17 protein-coding genes are annotated in these 17,500 nt (G+C 38.4%); all 17 read left to right on the top strand.

The features are described from left to right. The first annotated feature begins 6 nt into the window (after positions 1-6). The 17 genes from ROSEINA2194_RS21505 (at position 7) to ROSEINA2194_RS10900 (ending at position 17,464) form a co-directional block, all read left to right on the top strand. Positions 7-312, top strand: a complete 306-nt coding sequence (locus ROSEINA2194_RS21505) for a hypothetical protein (protein WP_007886799.1) — start codon at positions 7-9, stop codon at positions 310-312. 30 nt (positions 313-342) lie between these two features. Next, a complete protein-coding gene (locus ROSEINA2194_RS10970) occupies positions 343-1,470 on the top strand; it encodes a 2-aminoethylphosphonate aminotransferase (RefSeq protein ID WP_007886797.1) in 1,128 nt (375 codons plus the stop codon). A 14-nt stretch (positions 1,471-1,484) separates the two neighbouring features. Further along, the gene (gene aepX, locus ROSEINA2194_RS10965; protein ID WP_021922420.1) at positions 1,485-2,780 is read left to right on the top strand and encodes a phosphoenolpyruvate mutase; all 1,296 of its coding nucleotides are present in this window, start codon (positions 1,485-1,487) and stop codon (positions 2,778-2,780) included. A 62-nt stretch (positions 2,781-2,842) separates the two neighbouring features. After that, positions 2,843-3,955: a phosphonopyruvate decarboxylase gene (gene aepY / locus ROSEINA2194_RS10960; RefSeq protein WP_021922421.1), complete on the top strand. Its 1,113-nt coding sequence runs from the start codon at positions 2,843-2,845 to the stop codon at positions 3,953-3,955. Further along, the gene (locus ROSEINA2194_RS10955; protein WP_007886791.1) at positions 3,952-4,923 is read left to right on the top strand and encodes a Coenzyme F420 hydrogenase/dehydrogenase, beta subunit C-terminal domain; all 972 of its coding nucleotides are present in this window, start codon (positions 3,952-3,954) and stop codon (positions 4,921-4,923) included. The genes aepY and ROSEINA2194_RS10955 overlap by 4 nt, the downstream gene beginning before the upstream one ends. A gap of 3 nt (positions 4,924-4,926) precedes the next feature. Beyond that, positions 4,927-5,130 carry a 4Fe-4S dicluster domain-containing protein gene (locus tag ROSEINA2194_RS23570; RefSeq protein ID WP_007886789.1) on the top strand — a complete coding sequence of 68 codons (204 nt, stop codon included), beginning with the start codon at positions 4,927-4,929 and terminating at the stop codon, positions 5,128-5,130. Positions 5,131-5,238: 108 nt separating this feature from the next. After that, positions 5,239-6,348 (top strand): DUF3048 domain-containing protein, encoded by a 1,110-nt coding sequence (locus ROSEINA2194_RS10945; RefSeq protein ID WP_021922424.1) that lies wholly within the window; start codon positions 5,239-5,241, stop codon positions 6,346-6,348. A 119-nt stretch (positions 6,349-6,467) separates the two neighbouring features. Continuing rightward, positions 6,468-7,985, top strand: coding sequence for a glycosyltransferase family 2 protein (locus ROSEINA2194_RS10940; RefSeq protein ID WP_021922425.1), 1,518 nt, complete (start codon positions 6,468-6,470; stop codon positions 7,983-7,985). 67 nt (positions 7,986-8,052) lie between these two features. Continuing rightward, entirely contained in the window at positions 8,053-8,262 is a 210-nt protein-coding gene (locus tag ROSEINA2194_RS10935) for a hypothetical protein (RefSeq protein WP_021922426.1), read from the top strand. A 9-nt stretch (positions 8,263-8,271) separates the two neighbouring features. Then, positions 8,272-9,225 (top strand): glycosyltransferase family 2 protein, encoded by a 954-nt coding sequence (locus tag ROSEINA2194_RS10930; RefSeq protein WP_007886782.1) that lies wholly within the window; start codon positions 8,272-8,274, stop codon positions 9,223-9,225. A gap of 159 nt (positions 9,226-9,384) precedes the next feature. After that, positions 9,385-10,803 carry an undecaprenyl-phosphate glucose phosphotransferase gene (locus ROSEINA2194_RS10925; RefSeq protein ID WP_007886780.1) on the top strand — a complete coding sequence of 473 codons (1,419 nt, stop codon included), beginning with the start codon at positions 9,385-9,387 and terminating at the stop codon, positions 10,801-10,803. Between the two features lie 13 nt (positions 10,804-10,816). Then, positions 10,817-11,941, top strand: a complete 1,125-nt coding sequence (locus tag ROSEINA2194_RS10920) for an LCP family protein (protein ID WP_007886779.1) — start codon at positions 10,817-10,819, stop codon at positions 11,939-11,941. Next, positions 11,942-12,976: a glycosyltransferase family 2 protein gene (locus ROSEINA2194_RS10915; protein WP_007886778.1), complete on the top strand. Its 1,035-nt coding sequence runs from the start codon at positions 11,942-11,944 to the stop codon at positions 12,974-12,976. After that, positions 12,969-13,946, top strand: coding sequence for a glycosyltransferase family 2 protein (locus ROSEINA2194_RS10910; RefSeq protein ID WP_021922427.1), 978 nt, complete (start codon positions 12,969-12,971; stop codon positions 13,944-13,946). Before ROSEINA2194_RS10915 ends, ROSEINA2194_RS10910 begins: the two co-directional genes overlap by 8 nt. 10 nt (positions 13,947-13,956) lie before the next feature. Next, entirely contained in the window at positions 13,957-14,838 is an 882-nt protein-coding gene (locus tag ROSEINA2194_RS22055) for a hypothetical protein (RefSeq protein ID WP_007886776.1), read from the top strand. Continuing rightward, the gene (locus ROSEINA2194_RS22050) at positions 14,771-15,490 is read left to right on the top strand and encodes a hypothetical protein (RefSeq protein ID WP_252832598.1); all 720 of its coding nucleotides are present in this window, start codon (positions 14,771-14,773) and stop codon (positions 15,488-15,490) included. The genes ROSEINA2194_RS22055 and ROSEINA2194_RS22050 overlap by 68 nt, the downstream gene beginning before the upstream one ends. Before the next feature lie 198 nt (positions 15,491-15,688). Continuing rightward, a complete protein-coding gene (locus ROSEINA2194_RS10900) occupies positions 15,689-17,464 on the top strand; it encodes a trypsin-like peptidase domain-containing protein (protein WP_007886770.1) in 1,776 nt (591 codons plus the stop codon). Positions 17,465-17,500: the final 36 nt, after the last annotated feature.

Here is a 17,500-nt window from a genome sequence, read left to right as displayed (position 1 = left end):
AGATTGATGAAAAATTTAATGAAACAGATTACAAAGAACGGAAGAATTTTTTGGGTGACTTATTTTACTTTCTTTCTTATTTTGGCAATGCCAACGCATGCATGGGCATATGTTGATCCGGCAACCTTAACTTATGTAGTTCAGATTATTGCAGGTGTTTTTATTGCGGGTGGTGTTGCAGTTGGTGTATACTGGAGAAAAATCAAGAAGTTTTTCTCTAAGGACAAAACATCTGTTAAGAAGCATGAGTCAACAGAGCAGGAAAGAAATGCAGCAGCAGCAGCGGCTGAGGAATTTAACGAAGACAAATAGGAATCGTATCATTCAGAGAGAGGAATACAAATGAATATCAAGAGGAATATTTTATTGAATCCGGGACCGTCAACAACAACGGACACGGTAAAAATGGCACAGGTTGTGCCTGATATCTGCCCAAGGGAAGATGAATTTGCTGAAATGATGAGACAGATGAGGAAAGACCTTGTGAGGATCGTACACGGAGATCCTCAGAAGTATACTTCAGTTCTGTTTTGTGGTTCCGGCACATTGAATCTGGATGTATGTGTAAATTCACTTCTTCCAGAAGGAAAGAAGATTCTTGTTATAAATAATGGCGCATATAGCAGCAGAGCAGTTGAAATCTGCGAATATTACGGATTAGATCATATCAATCTGCAGTTTCCAATCGATGAACAACCGGATCTTAAAGTGGTTGAGAAAACGATGAAGGAAAATCCGGATATTGCTGTAGTATATACAACACATAATGAAACCGGTACGGGTGTGGGAAATCCGATTCGTGAGATAGGAGCAATTGCGCATGCACACGATGCGATTTTTATTGTTGATACGACTTCGACATATGCAATGGTTCCAATCGATATTGAAAAGGACAATATCGATTTTTGTATGGCATCTGCACAAAAGGGATTGATGTCTATGACAGGATTATCTTTTGTAGTTGGTAACGAAGAAATCATAAAGAAATCCAAGGATTATCCAAAACGTTCCTATTATTGTAATTTATATCTACAGTATGAATATTTTGAAAAAACGGGTCAGATGCATTTTACACCACCGGTACAGACGGTATATGCTACCCGACAGGCATTAAAAGAGTATTTTGCTGAGGGAGAAGAGGCAAAGTGGGAACGTCATTCCAGAGTGATGAATGCCATTCATGAGGGACTGAAAGAGCTTGGATTTAAAGAACTGATACGTCCTGAAATTCAAATTGGTCTGGTTGCGTCGGCAGTATATCCTGATGATCCGAATTGGAGCTTCCAAAAAGTTCATGACTATTGCTATGAGCGTGGATTTACGATTTATCCGGGAAAAGTGACAACTACTGATACATTTCGATTGTGTGCGTTAGGAGCCATCGATGTGGAAGATATTGAAGAGTTTTTTAAAGTGTTAAGGGAAGCGCTTATAGAAAATAATATTCGAGTTCCGGTACAATACAGATAGTGAAAGGATACAATATGAAAACAGTATATATGTGTTTTGCTACAGATGTGATCCATGAAGGACATATGAATGTAGTTAAAAAAGCAAAAGAATACGGGAAAGTCGTAGCAGGTGTATTATGTGATGCAGAGATGGTCCGTTATAACCGTTTTCCGACAGTAAGTTTTGAAGAACGTATGGCAATGGTGAGAAATATTCCGGAAATTGATGAAGTGATTGTACAGGATAGGATTATGTATGATAATGTCATCAAAGAATTAAAACCGGATTATGTCATTCATGGTGATAATTGGTGCGATGGACCGGAAAAGACGATTCGTGAAAATGTAATTGCTTTGTTGAAAGAATATGGTGGAGAGTTAATAGAGGTTCCATATACATATAATGAAAAAGTAAAGAAAATCGATGATCAGTTTAAGGAAAAACTGGCAATGCCGGAATATCGCAGGAAAAGATTAAGACAGTTGATAAAAACAGTACCAATTGTTAAAACGATAGAAGTTCACTCCGGATTAACAGGTCTTATTGCAGAAAAGACGGTAGTGGAACATGACGGAGGATTGGACCAGTTTGATGCAATGTGGATTTCCAGCCTTTGTGATTCTACTGCAAAGGGCAAACCAGACATTGAGCTTGTTGATATGTCTTCACGTCTGAGAACGATCGATGATGTTTTAGATGTTACCACGAAACCAATCATTTTGGATGGAGATACAGGTGGATTGATCGAACATTTTGTTTATAATGTCCGGACATTAGAACGTATGGGTGTTTCAGCAGTTATTATTGAAGACAAAACAGGCTTGAAAAAGAATTCTCTGTTTGGCACGGAAGTAGAACAGACACAGGATTCTATCGAAAATTTCTGCGCAAAAATCAGAGCTGGTAAAAATGTTCTTCGTACAGAAGAATTTATGATCATAGCCAGAATTGAAAGCTTGATTTTAGAGCGTGGCATGGAGGATGCGTTAACCAGAGCTTTTGCATATGTGGAAGCAGGTGCTGATGGCATTATGATCCACAGCAGAAAGAAAACAGCTGATGAGATAATCGAATTTTGTGACAAGTTTCGGGCAAAATATTCTGATATACCGATTGTTGTTGTTCCAACATCTTATAATTATATTACGGAGGCAGAACTGGCGGCTCATGGTGTAAATATTGTTATTTATGCAAATCAGTTAACCAGAAGTGCATTTCCGGCAATGGAAAATACAGCAAAAGAAATTTTGAAAAATCATAGGGCTCTGGAAGTGGATTCAAAACTTATGCCATTTAAAGATATTATTACGTTGATAGATGAATTGTAATTTAAAATTGGATTACGAATATTGATGTAGTGGTATAATAATTTTTGATGAGGATAAAAGAGATGAGAGTAGAAACATTATTCGATGTATTAGATTCTGATTTTTATACGGGAGTTCCGGATTCACAATTACAGGCATTATGCAATTTTCTGATCGATAAGTACGGAATTTCTGAACATCATGTGATAGCAGCCAACGAAGGAAATTGTACTGCACTTGCAGCTGGACATTATCTTGCAACGGGAAATGTACCTGTTGTATATATGCAGAACAGCGGTATCGGAAATATCATTAATCCGGTTGCATCTTTATTGAATGATAAGGTTTATGCAATCCCTTGTATTTTTGTGGTTGGCTGGCGGGGAGAGCCTGGTATTCATGATGAGCCACAGCATATCTATCAGGGTGAAGTAACACTGAAGCTTTTGGAAGATATGGATATTGCAACTTTTGTAATAGGAAAAGAGACAACGGAAGCCGAATTATATGCAAAGATGAAGGAATTCCGTAATGTTCTTACAAATGGAAAAAGCGTTGCTTTTGTAGTGAGAAAAGGTGCTTTGGAATATGGTAATAAAGTCGTTTATTCCAACGAATATCAAATGAAACGAGAGGAAGTTCTTGAACATATCGTTGCAGTAACTGAAAATGACCCGATTGTCAGTACAACAGGAAAAGCAAGCAGGGAATTGTTTGAAATCCGTGAAAGAAATGGACAGGGACATGAATGTGATTTTCTTACGGTCGGTTCTATGGGACATAGCAGCTCGATTGCACTTGGTATCGCTATGAGCAAAAAGAATGAAAAAATATGGTGCGTAGACGGAGATGGTGCATGTCTGATGCATATGGGTTCTATGGCAGTATTGGCAAGCAGAAAACCGGATAATATGGTACACATTGTGTTGAATAATACAGCACATGAGACTGTAGGCGGAATGCCGACTGTTGCAGGAAACATAGATCTTGTCACAATTGCAGAAGGCTGTGGATATCCTTATGCTGTATGTGTTGATAATTTCGCTGATTTAGATAAGGAATTAAAAGCAGCGAAAGAAGCAAAGAGTCTCCGGTTTATCGAGGTGAAATGTGCACTTGGTTCCCGTGCAGACCTTGGCAGACCGACTACGACTGCGATTGAGAATAAAGAAAGATTCATGGAGAGATTGAATTGAAATCATATATCGTAAAACAGAAGGACCTGAATAGTCGTATGCTATCCAGGTCCGGTGGCATTTTTGCAGCAATATCTGACCAGGTGTTAGCACAGGGGGGGGTGATTTACGGCGCAGGAATGGACAAAAATTTTAATGTTGTACACAAACGCGCTGTAAATGCGACAGAGAGAGATGAACTTAGAGGATCAAAGTATGTGCAGAGTGACATGCACAATGCATATCGGCTTGCCTGTGAAGATTTGAAAGCCGGCAGGTTGGTTCTGTTTACAGGAACTCCATGTCAGGTGGATGGAATAAAGGCTTTGTGTCCAAAAGGATGTGAGGAACATCTCGTTTGTATGGATATCGTGTGTCATGGTGTTCCAAGTCCAAGAGTCTGGAATGATTATAAGGCGTATGTGGAACAAAAATATCATGGAAAAATAGAAAAAATAGATTTTCGTAATAAAGAACGCTTCGGATGGTCTGATCATTGGGAAACAGTTACAATTAATGGAAAAGAGCATGACAGTCAGGTTTATATGAAGATGTTTTATGAACACACTTTTTTACGTGAGGCATGCTATGTATGCCCATATAAGAATCTGCAGCGTATATCTGATATTTCAATAGCTGATGCATGGGGAGTAGAGACTGCTAACCCGGAATTTGATGATAATAGGGGAGTTTCACTTGTTCTTATTAATACACAAAAAGGAGAAAAATGGTTTTTGGATTCCCTGCAGGGGTGTGATTTTAAGGAGTGCGCTTTAGAAAAGTATATGCAGGAACCACTTAAAGGACCATTTAAAAAACCAGATAATACAGAAAATGTATGGAAAGAATATAACGAGGTTTCATTTGGAAAATTTGTAAAAAATCATTATAAAGAACCGTTTTTGTCAGTTGTCAAAAGAAGTTTGAAAAGAAAAATAAAGGATATGATACCGAAAGAATTTTGGAATCGGCTCAGAAGGTGGAGGTAATATATGGAAGAAAAAAGGCTGCCGGATTTATGCACAAAAAAGGATACCTGCTGTGGCTGTAGTGCATGTGCCACGATATGTCCGGTGTGTGCAATTTCGATGTGCCCGGATGAAAAGGGGTTTTTATATCCACTGGTAAATTCTGGTAAATGTATAAGATGCTATAAATGCGAACAAATTTGTCCGTTTAAAAAAGATAATTTTTAATATATTCTTAAGTAGCTTTTCCATTCATAAATCATGTGCTACAATATTATCAGATTAACTATATATAGGGTAGTTATGAAAAATATAAGATATGAGAGGTATTTACAATTGAAGAAAAGAGCACTTTTACTAGGAATGATGCTGACGCTTGCAGTAACTTCGGTAGGATGTGGTAAGAAAGAGGCAGATGCTAATATCACAGAACCGATTTATGAAGAATCCAGCGAAGAGGCAGTCGTTGGTGATGTTGTAGACAATGAGGAGGAAGAAGATCTTCCGGATGGTAAAGTCCGTAATGAGCTGACAGGAGAATTAATTGATGAGTCACTTGCAAATCAAAGACCGATTGCTGTTATGGTAGATAATGAATCAATTGCATTACCGCACTATGGTCTGACACAGGCAGATGTTGTTTATGAGATGATGAACAGTACTGAGAATGGCCGTATTACAAGATTCATGGCTTTAGTGAAAGACTGGGAGACATTAGAGCAGTTTGGAAGTATTCGCAGCGCAAGGGTAACAAACTGCATTCTGGCAGCAGAATGGAATGCTGTATTATGTCATGATGGTGGACCATTCTATATTGACGAATATATTGCACTTCCAAGTGTGGATGATTTTAATGGCGGATTTTCCCGTGTCAATAATGGAAAATCCAGAGAATATACAGAGTACATTGTTTCAGGTGATCTGGACAAAAAATTTGCAAGCACAGGTGCAAGCAAAGAGTATAATAAATATTATACAGAAAATCACTTTAAATTCGCCAAAGAAGACACTGATATTGCGGATGGAACATCTGCAGTTACAGTAGATATTCCATTTCCTCATAATGGCTCTTATTTGACATATGACGAGTCGGAGAAAGTGTATAAGTACTTTGAGTACAAGAAAGAGCATGTGGATCCACAGAATGGCAATGCTCAATTGAGTTTTAAAAATGTGATTTTACAGTGTACACCATTTGAATTACACAGCTGGGGTGACGGTGTATATGATCCAAACGGTTACATGTACTATAAAATCGAGAATAATAAGGGAACAGGTTATTATATTACAAATGGTAAAGCAGAAGAGATTACATGGTCAAAAGGCGGATTGACAGATAACACAAAATATTATGATGCATCCGGCAATGAAATTAAGATTAATATTGGTAAAACATACATTGCATTAGTTCCGGATGATGCATGGAGTGAACTCGTGGTAGAATAATATTATTAACACAAACGATGGCAGAGGTGACACGAATATAGGTAGTGTTTCCTCTGCTTTTCTGTTATAATAGCAGTATGTTTGGTCAGGTGAAAAATAAGCAACGAGGTAGCAGGAAGATGACTTCTTCAACGTTAAAATATGGCATTAATTATATAAAACAATTTGGGCTGAAAACATTAGGGGTTCGGATTATTGAAAAAAAGAGAGAAAGAAAATTTGATTATCAAGGGTTTTATGAGCAAAATTGCGTTTCCGACGGGCAGTTAGAAGAACAGCGGATGGAGAGTATGAAATGGGAAAAACGACCACTTGTCAGTATTATAACACCCCTTTATCATACACCGGAAAAGTTTTTGAGAGAACTAATTGAATCAGTGATGGCGTCTTCCTATGATAACTGGCAACTTTGTCTGGTAGATGCAACATCTGTAGAGGAAGAAAGAAAAAAGATTTATCAGATTGTCAGTGAATATCAGCAGAAAGACAACAGGGATGGCGGAAAACAGAAAATATTATATGAAAAGCTGCGAGAAAATTATGGTATAGCAGAGAATACAAACAGGGCTCTTTTCATGGCAAAAGGGGATTATATAGCGTTTTTGGATCATGATGACACAATTACGCCTGATGCACTTTACGAGATGATGGCAATGGAACAAAAAATGGGTATTGATAGCACTCGGGCAGTTATGTTTTATTCAGATGAAGATAAAATGAATGAAGAAAAAACATGTTATTACGAACCTCATTTTAAACCAGATTATAATCTGGATCTGTTATGCGCAAACAATTATATTACTCATTTTTTGATGGTAAGCAGAGTACTTCTGGAAGAGGTCGGTGGGATACAGGGTGAATTTAATGGAGCACAGGATTACGATTTTATCTTAAGATGCACAGAAAAAGCGGAAAATGTGGTTCATATTCCTAAAGTGCTATATCATTGGAGGGTTCATAATGCATCTACTTCTGGAGGGGGTGGAAGCAAGGACTATGCACTTCAGGCAGGTCGAAGAGCCATTGAGCAGCATTTACAAAGAATTGGAGAATACGGAACGGTACAATGCACACCGTATTTTGGTTTTTACAGTGTTAACTATGAACAGAGAAACAAAAGGAAAATCACTCTAATAGATATTAGTGGCAGGTTGGATGAAAGTGTACAAGAGGACCAAGAATCAGAGGCATATATTTTGTTTTGGGATTCGTCACTGAAGCCATTGCGTTATGACTGGAAAGAGATTTTGATGGCAGATATTGACAGAAAAGGTGTGGGTGTTGTTGGGGGTAAGATTTATAATGTAAAACATCGGATTGAAGAAGCGCCGTATTTTGTAGAAGAAACAGCAAATGGAAAAGCATTGGTAAATAAATTTCAGGGTTTGCGGGCGGGATATGGAGGTTATATGCATAGAGCAAACATTCAGATGGATTGCGATGCTGTTTCGGGAAGATGTATGTTGGTCAAAAGAGAAGTAATTGAAAAAATAGAAAATTATGCAGAGCAGATAACACAGCCATATTTTTATGAAGTAGTATGCAACACAGCCAAGAGACTCGGGTATCGTGTCATGTATGAACCACGGGTCGAAATGAAGATGACGAAAGGTGTCGGCATTTGTCATACAAAATAAGTATCGGGCTCTTTTTGGTTATGCTATAATATTTTTAGCGTATAATGAAAAAAGAGGTTTAATGCTTATGATGAGGGTATATATATGTCCGGACTGTGGCTGGATGCGCATGGTTTCAAGACGTAAAAATGTGGAATGCTATAAATGTGGTGTACAGGATATGACATTGGCAAAGGTTGATTTTGCAACCTATGTTTCGTGGTCAGAGAAAGAAAGACAGGAATATGCTTCTGCCTGGATGTACATACATAATAAAGGAAAAATAAAAAGAAATTAGGAAAAATTTATGCAGAAAGTGACAATTGTAATCCCAAATTATAATGGGAGAAGATTGCTTGAAAATTGTTTGAAAACATTGGAAAATCAGACATATACAGATTTTAAAGTGCTAATTATTGATAATGGTTCTACAGATGGAAGCAAAGAGATTATATCAGATACTCTGGATATGGAAATGGTTTCATTGGAAACAAATCTAGGATTTTGTGGAGCTGTGAATCTTGGAATTCAGATGACGAATACACCCTATATTATTTTGCTGAACAATGATACGGAAACGGACAGGTATTTTGTAGAAACCTTGTTGAAAGCAATTGAAAGATCGGAAAAGATTTTTTCATGTGGAGCACAGATGATTGATTTTCAAAATCATAAGATTCTGGATAATGCAGGAGATTTGTATACGGCTATGGGATGGGCAGTTGCCAGAGGTAAGGGGAAACGCTGCATTGATTATGAGAAGAAGAAACGTGTGTTTTCCTGCTGTGCAGGAGCTGCTATTTATCGAATGGATATTTTGAACCAAATTGGTGGATTGGATGAACATCATTTTGCCTATCTGGAGGATGTGGATCTCGGTTATCGTGCAAGAATTCATGGATTTGAAAATTGGTATATTCCGGAAGCTAAGGTTTACCATGTTGGAAGTGCTACAACAGGCGCACGTTATAATGAAAAGAAGGTATTTCTTGCAGCAAGAAATACTATTTTTGTAATATATAAAAATATGCCATTTTTGCAAATACTTTTGAATTTCCCATTTGTTTTCATTGGAATATTGATAAAAATGCTATTTTTTATAATAAAAGGATATGGAAGGCAATATTGGAAGGGAATTGTTGAAGGAGTCTGTAATTGCAACAATTGCAAAAAGGTAATGTTTTCCATAAAGCATATAAAAAATTATGTAAAAATACAATTTGAAATTTGGAAAAATATGCTTTTGATCCTTTGGGTATAAGGTGAAGTAACGGTGTTATCATAACAATGAAGGGATAATGTTTTAGAAAGTAAAGAAATTATTAAGAATTTACAATGCCAGATTTAAGAAAATTAAGTTGTGATTTGTTGGAAATTATTGTATCATTGAATTTATGATAGCTAAGAAAAGGATAGCATTATGATAAAAGATAATCAGCAGCATTTTAATAGATTGCATGTTGTTTTGGATGGATTGGTTGTCATTGTTTCTTATGCACTTGCCTGGTGGTTGAAACTTTCAGGGATTTTTGCAAGCAATCATGTTGGAGTTCTTTCATTTGAATTTTATATGAAAGCTCTGATTTTTATTGTTCCACTTTATTTGCTGTTATATTATGCGTTTAATTTATATACGCCGAAGAGAGTACAGGGCAGGCGGCTTGAATTATCCAATATTATTATGGCAAATACAGTTGGAATTTTAATTGTGTTTGCAGGATTTTTCCTTGTATTGTCTTATACAGAAGAGGCAAAGAACTTCTCGCGTTCCATGTTTGCATATTTTTATATATTTAACATTGTACTTGAAGAAGTAGAAAGACTTGTAGTCCGCGGTTTTTTACGTAGCATAAGAAGAAGGGGATATAATCAGAAACATATCCTGCTTGTGGGATATTCTAAGGCAGCAGAACAGTATATAGACCGGATCAAGCAGAATCCTCAATGGGGTTATAATATACGCGGAATTCTGGATGATAATATTGCACGCGGAACAGTTTATAAAGGTGTGAAAGTAATAGGAAGTATTGAGAATCTGACTTTCATTTTGCCGGAAAATAAATTGGACGAGATTGCAATCACGCTTGGGTTGGAAGAATACTACAAATTAGAGAAAATAGTATCACAGTGTGAAAAGTCAGGAGTGCATACCAAGTTTATTCCGGATTATGGCAATATTATACCGACGAGACCATATACGGAAGATTTGTTAGGTCTGCCTGTTATCAATATACGATATGTTCCGTTGTCGAATACGTTTAATGCAATGATAAAAAGACTGATGGATATCGTAGGATCCATAATATGTATTGTGATTTTTTCACCAGTCATGTTGCTTTCTGCGATTCTCGTGAAAATAACATCTTCCGGTCCGTTGATATTTAAACAGGAACGGGTTGGACTTCATAATGAAAAATTTATGATGTATAAGTTCCGAACAATGTATGTGCAGACAGAGGAAGAGGAGAAAAAAGGCTGGACGCAGAAAAATGATCCGCGTGTAACAAAAGTAGGAGGTTTTTTGCGTAAAACAAGCCTGGATGAGTTCCCACAGCTTTTTAATGTGTTAAAAGGAGATATGAGTCTTGTAGGACCAAGACCGGAGCGGCCGCAGTATGTGGAGAAGTTCCGGGAAGAAATTCCAAGATATATGATCAAGCATCAGGTGCGTCCGGGAATGACCGGCTGGGCACAGGTGAATGGATATCGTGGAGATACTTCCATTCGAAAGAGGATTGAACATGATTTATATTATATTGAAAACTGGACATTAGGATTGGATATTAAAATTTTATTCCTTACAGTTTTCAAGGGATTTATCAATAAAAATGCGTATTAGGAGAAAATAATTAATGAGTAGTGAACCAAATCACAATCGACAAAAAAATCATAAAGCTTTAACAAAGAAACAGAAAGAAGCAATAAGAAGGAAAAAAAGACAAAGAAAGATCATATTACTGGTCGTTGAGATATTAGTTGTTTTAATTTTAGCTATTGCATTGTTTTTAATCAGTAAATTGGGAAAAATCGAACGTCAGGAAGTTCCACTTGAAAACATCGAGGTGAATGAAGGTATTTCAGAAGAATCCAAGGAGATTATGAAGAGTTATACTACCATTGCCTTATTTGGTCTGGACAACCGCTCTAACGGTAATTTGTCAAAGGGACGCAGCGATGTCATTATGATCGCCAATATCAATAATGATACTAAAGAAGTCAAATTATGTTCTGTATTCCGAGATTCTTATCTGGATACAGGAGATGGAAGCTTTAAGAAATGTAATGCCGCTTATGCAAAAGGTGGTCCGGAGGCGGCCATTAATATGTTGAATAAGAACCTTGATCTGTCCATAACAGATTATGTGACGGTAGATTTTAATGCCGTTGTTGAGTGTGTGGATCTGCTCGGTGGTATTACACTGGATGAAGTCACAGATGAAGAAGCAGTTCTTATGCAGGGATATATGGATGAGATCAATAAACTTACCAAGAAGAATTCCAAGTATCTTTCCGGTGGTGGAACAAACGTGACATTGGATGGTGTACAGGCATGTTCTTATGCACGAATCCGTTATACTGCAGGCGATGATTATAAGCGTGCAGAACGTCAGAGAACGGTTCTTGCGGCAATGGTTGCAAAGGCACAGAAATCTGATCTTGTTACGATTAATAAGCTGATCGATGCTGTATTTGGGGATATTCAGACAAGCTTTTCGAATGCAGATTTAGTTGCATTAGCAGCACAGGTATTTAATTACAAACTTGGCGAGACATCAGGATTTCCGTTTAACCATGGATCAACAACTCTCGGATCCAAAGGAAGTGTGGTTGTACCTTGTACATTGGAATCAAACGTAATCGAATTACACCAGTTCCTGTTCGGTGATGAGGAATACACACCATCGGATACCGTTCTTGCAAACAGTAAGAAGATTATCAATGACACAGGTATGAATGAGGGAAGTGGATACAGATAAATGACAGTAGATATTATCATTCCAACTTATAAACCGGATGAAACATTATGTCTGCTCCTGCACAAATTGCAGGGGCAGACCTTTGTCGTTCATAGGGTAATTATTTTAAATACGGAAGAGGAACTCTGGAAACAGGCAACAGCTGCTTATCCGATTGAACAGGTATTGAAAGAACTTCCGTGTGAGTATGAGGTATTTCATATTGCGAAGAAAGATTTTGACCATGGTGGGACAAGGCAGTTTGGAGCAGAACATTCGGATGCGGATGTGATGGTTTTTATGACGCAGGATGCAGTTCCGGCGGATGAGTTTCTGGTAGAAAAATTAGTGGAGTCATTGCTTTTAAAGGAAGATCAGGTGTCTGCGCGGGTACAGCAGAATGCAATGGAAGTGGAAGGCACTGAAAAAAGCGCAAAAGGCGATTGTTTGGTAGCAGTAGCTTACGCAAGACAGCTTCCAAAAAATGACTGCCATATTGTCGAGCAGTATACGAGACAGTTTAATTATCCAGAACAAAGCCGTGTTAAGACAAAGGCGGATATTCCAACACTTGGAATCAAAACGTTTTTCTGCTCGGACGTCTGTGCGGCATATCGCAGGGATTTATTTGAAGCGTTGGGTGGATTTGAGTCACCGGTTATTTTTAATGAGGATATGTTTTTTGCTGCAAATGCCATCGAACATGGATATGGTGTTGCGTATGCTGCAGATGCAAAAGTAGTACATTCGCACAATTATACGATGAGACAGCAGTTTCACAGGAATTTTGATCTTGCAGTTTCACAGAAACAGCATTCGGAGATTTTCGAGCAGGTGAGTTCAGAAGCCGAGGGCATGAAGCTTGTGAAGAGTACGATTGCATATCTTTTTAAAATAAGAAAGCCATGGCTTATTTTTCATTTTGGTATGCAGTGTGTTGGAAAGTATGCAGGTTTCTGGATGGGCAGGCATTATGAGAAGCTCAGCAGAAAACAGATTTTAAAGTACACGATGAATCCGGGATACTGGGATATGAGAGAGGATGTTCATGAGTAAGACATTATATATTGTGATACCTTGTTATAACGAGCAGGAAGTTCTGCCGGAGACATCAAAAAGATTATTAGAAAAGCTGCAGTCTCTGGTCTTGAAAAATAAAATAGCGGATAACAGCCGTATCATGTTTGTAAACGATGGTTCGAAAGATCAGACATGGAGTATGATAAAGGGATTATGTGAGGAAAACTCTGTGTTTGCCGGAGTGAATCTTTCAAGAAACAGGGGACATCAGAATGCTCTTTTAGCGGGTATGGCTACGGCAGTAAAGTATGCAGATATGATCGTTACGATGGATGCAGATCTGCAGGATGATATTAATGCGGTTGACCGTATGATCGATGCTTATTATGAAGGAAATGATGTAGTTTATGGAGTGCGTTCCTCCAGAAAAAAAGATACCTGTTTTAAGCGGGGAACAGCGCATCTTTTTTATAAGCTGATGAGTTTCCTTGGGGCTGACATTGTGTATGACCATGCAGATTATCGACTGCTCAGCAGGCGTGCGACTGAAAATTTGTTGAATTTTGATGAAGTGAATCTGTTTTTGCGCGGGATCGTACCAATGATCGGTTTTCAGAGCACTACTGTGGAGTATGAGAGGGGAGAACGTTTTGCCGGGGAGAGTAAGTATCCGCTCGGAAAGATGATCACATTTGCGTTTGAAGGAATCACTTCACTTTCTGTAAAACCGATTCGAATGATCACAATAGGTGGTCTGCTGATCTGTCTGATCAGTCTGGGAATGCTGATCAAGTCTTTTGTGGATTATTTTAACGGAAACGTCGTTCCCGGCTGGGCAAGTATTATGGTATCTATCTGGGTGCTTGGCGGTCTGCAGATATTTGCGATCGGTATCATCGGTGAGTATATCGGTAAAACATATCTGGAAACAAAAAAAAGACCAAAGTATATTATTGAGTCGGTGATTTTAGATGACAAGGATATAAGCATAGACCGTAATTGGTAAAAAACGAACTTTGGCAATTCAAGAAATTTTGCTGGATTTTTTAGAAGAGAAAAAAGACATTAAGGGATTTATAAATATTATAGATATGAGTGCAGACAAAGAAAAGAGCAAGACAAATCAAAAAAAAATAGTATGGATATTTTGGGCGTTCATGGCAATCGCTATTTTTGTGATTTTAAATCAGATGGGTTATTCCGACGGCGATGACACCTATTTTTACCATTATTCTACCACCATGGGATTTTTCGAGTACTTATCCTGGCGCTATCAGACATGGGTAGGGCGGATGGCCGCGGAAGCAATTGTATATATCACATTTAATCTCGGACTTGGATTCTGGAGAGCCGCAGATGCGGTTATGATGGTGCTGCTTCCAATCGGAATTTTAAGATTGGGATGCAAGGCGGCTGGCTATACGGGATATATTGCGTTACTGAATGAGTATCAGGAGCGTGTGGATGTTGGCACAGAGCAACACAATTCAGGAGAATTAAACGTGTGGCGCAATATCTGGAAAAGCATCCGGTATCCGGTTTTACTTGCGAGTGGATATCTGTTGATGAGTGTCATGACATTGGGATATTCTGCGGTCTGGGTGAATGGTTCCATATTTTATACCTGGACATTCACAGCAGGAGTTTGGGCGATGATGCCTCTTGCGGATCTTGTGTTTGATACAGGGGCGTTTTCGAACAGGCAATTGATCTATGCTATTCCATGCAGTGTCATTGCAGCGATGTCGATTGAGCAGATGGGAGCAGTTTTAATCGCATTTGAAGGACTGTCAATTTTAAGTCTTTTGATACAGAAAAAAGATACCGGCGGTGATATGGATTCAGACAGCCATTACATTTGTTGCATTTGTAATTCTTTTTATGGCACCTGGAAATGAGATGCGTGTAGCATCAGAAATTACAACCTGGATGCCTGGGTACAAAGAGTTGTCTGTAGGAAAGCATTTATTTATGACCATTCAATGGATGTTATCTTCCTTTGCAAATGAGGGAAAGGCATTTTTTATTGCAATCTGGACAGCAGGGTTCCTTTTACTGATGAAGTCAAAAAAAGCAAAAGTTTATCAGATTTTAGCAGTCGTTTTTAGTGTGGTGGCACTTCTTCCTTATGCTGGCATTTCTTTTTTTTCGGAGATGGGTATTGGATATATTGATATCGAGCAGCGTCTCACAGAGCTTCCAACATGGCAGACGATGAACATACAGAATCGGATTGCCTTTTTCTGGTGGATAGCAGCAGTTCTTTTTACTATGGTTTTATTGTGGAAAGTGACAGGACATTCTGTTTTTATCAGCATGGTTTTTCTTGGGGGAATTGCCAGTGAGGCAGTGTTACATTTCTCACCAACGATTTATGCATCGGGTGCCCGTGTTTATTATCTGACGGATCTCATGTATTTATTTATTATTTTGTGGATGGTAATGCACATGGATAGTGAGAAAAAGAAAAATTTATTTATTGCAGGAGTTGTAGTTCTTGGTGTTGCAAATTTCCTGTCACAGTATTCCATCATGTTATTAAAACTGTAACATTCATTTACAAATGAAAAATTTGAACTTCCTGTTTCTCTGGTTTAGGAAAATTTGAGAGATGGGAAGTTTTTATTTTCAAAAAACATTTTTTCTTGATATTTTTATCACAATTCGAACACAATTTGACGCTAGACTAAGGTCATAAAGATAAAGGCAGCAGATAATAAGAAGCTGCACAGAAAGGGGCAAATTGTTATGGATAACAATTATTACAACAATAATAACAATAATAACACTAACAGCAATAGCAACTATAATAACAATAATAGCAATAATAGCAATAATAATAGCAGTAATCAGTATTCTGATTCTTTCTACTCATATAATAATCAGCAGAATCATGGAAATCAGAACAATACACAGAACGACAGTACAGGATCCAAGGCAGGAGGATATGGCTCCACACAGGGTTCTATTTATGGAAGTCAGAGCAACAGTCATGGCTCCGGCTATGGAACGACACAGAATAACAGCCAGAGCACAGGATATGGAAATGCTCAAAGCAACAATCAGAGCACTGGATATGGAAGCACCCAGAGCAACAATCAGAGTTATGGATATGGTAGTACCCAGAATAATCAGCAGAGCGCTGGATACGAAAATACAAAGAGCAACCAGCAGAACACTGGATACGGAACCACCCAGAACAATCAGCAGAGTACAGGCTATGGAAACCAGAACGGTAACTATGGAACATATGGAAGCAATACCAGTTATCAGAGTTATGCTTATGGCAGCAATCCAAAACCGGAGAAGAAAAAGAAGGAAAGAAAACCGGGTGGATTTGGAAAACAGCTTGCAAAATGTGCAGCGCTTGCACTTGTATTCGGACTGGTTGCAGGCGGTGTCATGACAGGCGTTAATTATGCATCCGGAAAAGTTCTTGGAACAACCAATGCAGGAAATGTACAGGCTTCATTGACTACCGGAGATGATTCTACCGTACAGCCGACAGCAATCTCATCTTCCTATGTAGCAACAGATGTTTCAGATATCGTCGATGAAGTAATGCCTTCTATCGTAGCAATTACAAATGTAAGTCAGACAGAGTATCAGAGTTTCTGGGGACAATCCAAGACTTATGAGAGCACAAGCTGTGGATCAGGTATTATTGTAAGTCAGGATAAGGAGTATCTTTATGTGGCAACCAATAATCATGTTGTCGAGGGAGCAAACAGTCTTACTGTAACTTTTGCAAATGATGATACGGTCAGTGCAGAGATTAAAGGTACAGATCCTTCTACAGATCTTGCCGTTGTAAAAGTTGCCCTGAGCAGTATTAAAGATGATACTATGAGTGCAATCAAGGTTGCAACACTTGGTTCTTCTGATACATTAAAAGTGGGTGAATCCTGTATTGCAATCGGTAATGCCCTTGGTTACGGACAGTCTGTAACTACCGGTGTGATCAGTGCATTAAACCGTGAAGTTTCTGTTTCAGATTCTTCCAGCAGCACCAATTATACGGCAGAACTGATCCAGACAGATGCAGCAATTAACCCTGGTAACAGTGGTGGTGCATTATTAAACACAGCAGGGGAAGTGATCGGAATTAACTCTGTAAAATATTCAGACACTTCTGTTGAAGGTATTGGATATGCAATCCCGGTGGATACAGCAAAACCAATTATTGAAGAACTTATCACAAAAGAAAAAGTAGACGAATCCAACAGTGCATATCTCGGTATCGCAGGTGTAGATGTCACAAGCGATGTTGCAAAAACATATAATATGCCAACCGGTGTTTATGTCGCACAGGTCATGGAAGGAGCTGCCGCAGAGCAGGCTGGTATCCAGAAAGGCGATATTATCACAAAATTTGATGGAAAAGATGTCACTTCCATGGAGGAGCTTTCTTCCAATATGCAGTATTATGCAGCAGGTACTACGGTGGATGTGGTGATTGAAAGATCATCCAATGGACAGTATGAGGAGCAGACAATCTCTGTCACTCTTGGCAAGAAGAATTAAACCGGAGTTTGACGGACGTAGTGTCGCAGATTCTGT

The organism is Roseburia inulinivorans DSM 16841 (assembly GCF_000174195.1).
GTDB lineage: Bacteria > Bacillota > Clostridia > Lachnospirales > Lachnospiraceae > Roseburia > Roseburia inulinivorans.
The sequence above is the reverse complement of the archived record's forward strand: the minus strand, read 5'-3'. Positions and strand labels throughout refer to the sequence as shown.

Coding starts and splice junctions, on each gene's coding strand:
- ROSEINA2194_RS10910 (WP_021922427.1), top strand. CDS start 12,969: ATGAGTAAGACATTATATATTGTGATACCTTGTTATAACGAGCAGGAA.
- ROSEINA2194_RS10900 (WP_007886770.1), top strand. CDS start 15,689: ATGGATAACAATTATTACAACAATAATAACAATAATAACACTAACAGC.
- ROSEINA2194_RS10940 (WP_021922425.1), top strand. CDS start 6,468: ATGACTTCTTCAACGTTAAAATATGGCATTAATTATATAAAACAATTT.
- ROSEINA2194_RS10925 (WP_007886780.1), top strand. CDS start 9,385: ATGATAAAAGATAATCAGCAGCATTTTAATAGATTGCATGTTGTTTTG.
- ROSEINA2194_RS10970 (WP_007886797.1), top strand. CDS start 343: ATGAATATCAAGAGGAATATTTTATTGAATCCGGGACCGTCAACAACA.
- aepX (WP_021922420.1), top strand. CDS start 1,485: ATGAAAACAGTATATATGTGTTTTGCTACAGATGTGATCCATGAAGGA.
- ROSEINA2194_RS10930 (WP_007886782.1), top strand. CDS start 8,272: ATGCAGAAAGTGACAATTGTAATCCCAAATTATAATGGGAGAAGATTG.
- ROSEINA2194_RS10920 (WP_007886779.1), top strand. CDS start 10,817: ATGAGTAGTGAACCAAATCACAATCGACAAAAAAATCATAAAGCTTTA.
- ROSEINA2194_RS10915 (WP_007886778.1), top strand. CDS start 11,942: ATGACAGTAGATATTATCATTCCAACTTATAAACCGGATGAAACATTA.
- ROSEINA2194_RS10935 (WP_021922426.1), top strand. CDS start 8,053: ATGATGAGGGTATATATATGTCCGGACTGTGGCTGGATGCGCATGGTT.
- ROSEINA2194_RS21505 (WP_007886799.1), top strand. CDS start 7: ATGAAAAATTTAATGAAACAGATTACAAAGAACGGAAGAATTTTTTGG.
- aepY (WP_021922421.1), top strand. CDS start 2,843: ATGAGAGTAGAAACATTATTCGATGTATTAGATTCTGATTTTTATACG.
- ROSEINA2194_RS23570 (WP_007886789.1), top strand. CDS start 4,927: ATGGAAGAAAAAAGGCTGCCGGATTTATGCACAAAAAAGGATACCTGC.